Source organism: Vibrio sp. YT-19(2023) (genome assembly GCF_033337395.1).
Genome location: NZ_JAWOQN010001162.1, coordinates 1 through 515, shown reverse-complemented (window position 1 = coordinate 515; position 515 = coordinate 1). Strand labels below are relative to the sequence as shown.

Genomic DNA, 515 nt, shown 5'->3' with positions numbered 1-515 from the left:
ATTGCAGTTACTTTAGTGATGTGGCACATCGTTACAATGCCATGATCGAGAAGCATGCCGGCGTTGATCTGCCGGGCGCAGAGCCGCACATCCACATTTCAAGTCATATTAATGGTGAGCAGATTGTGCATGTGATGATCTTCTGCCCGACAGATAAGGCGAACCATTTAGAACATTTGATTCGTCAGGACTTTATGGAGCTTTACGAGCAGCGTTTTCCTGCTTCGAATGATGAATCGAACGACGCTGCCTTCAACTAACTCGCATTAAAAAGAAACCCGCTGCTTCGGAGTAAACTCCCAAAGAGCGGGTTTCTTTTTTCGCTTATCTTTACGCCAAGCTATCGGAACTTGCTTTTGAGCATCAGAAACAAGAAGTAGGTACTACCGATAATCGCGACTAACGTACCTGCTGCAATTTGGCTCGGGTAAATGGCGATTTGCCCTAACCAATCCGCCCAAACCATAAGCGTTGCACCAATTAAACTGCCAACGAATACTTGTTCTTTGACCTTT

General features: G+C 45.6%; 1 protein-coding gene and 1 pseudogene. One reads left to right on the top strand and one right to left on the bottom strand.

Annotated features, from left to right (window positions below):
- Positions 1-260: pseudogene (locus R7E78_RS30625) on the top strand (mechanosensitive ion channel family protein); the annotation flags it as partial.
- A gap of 80 nt (positions 261-340) precedes the next feature.
- Here R7E78_RS30625 and R7E78_RS30620 read toward each other — a convergent pair.
- On the bottom strand, positions 341-515 hold a 175-nt coding region (locus R7E78_RS30620), incomplete at its 5' end, for an iron chelate uptake ABC transporter family permease subunit (RefSeq protein WP_318059209.1).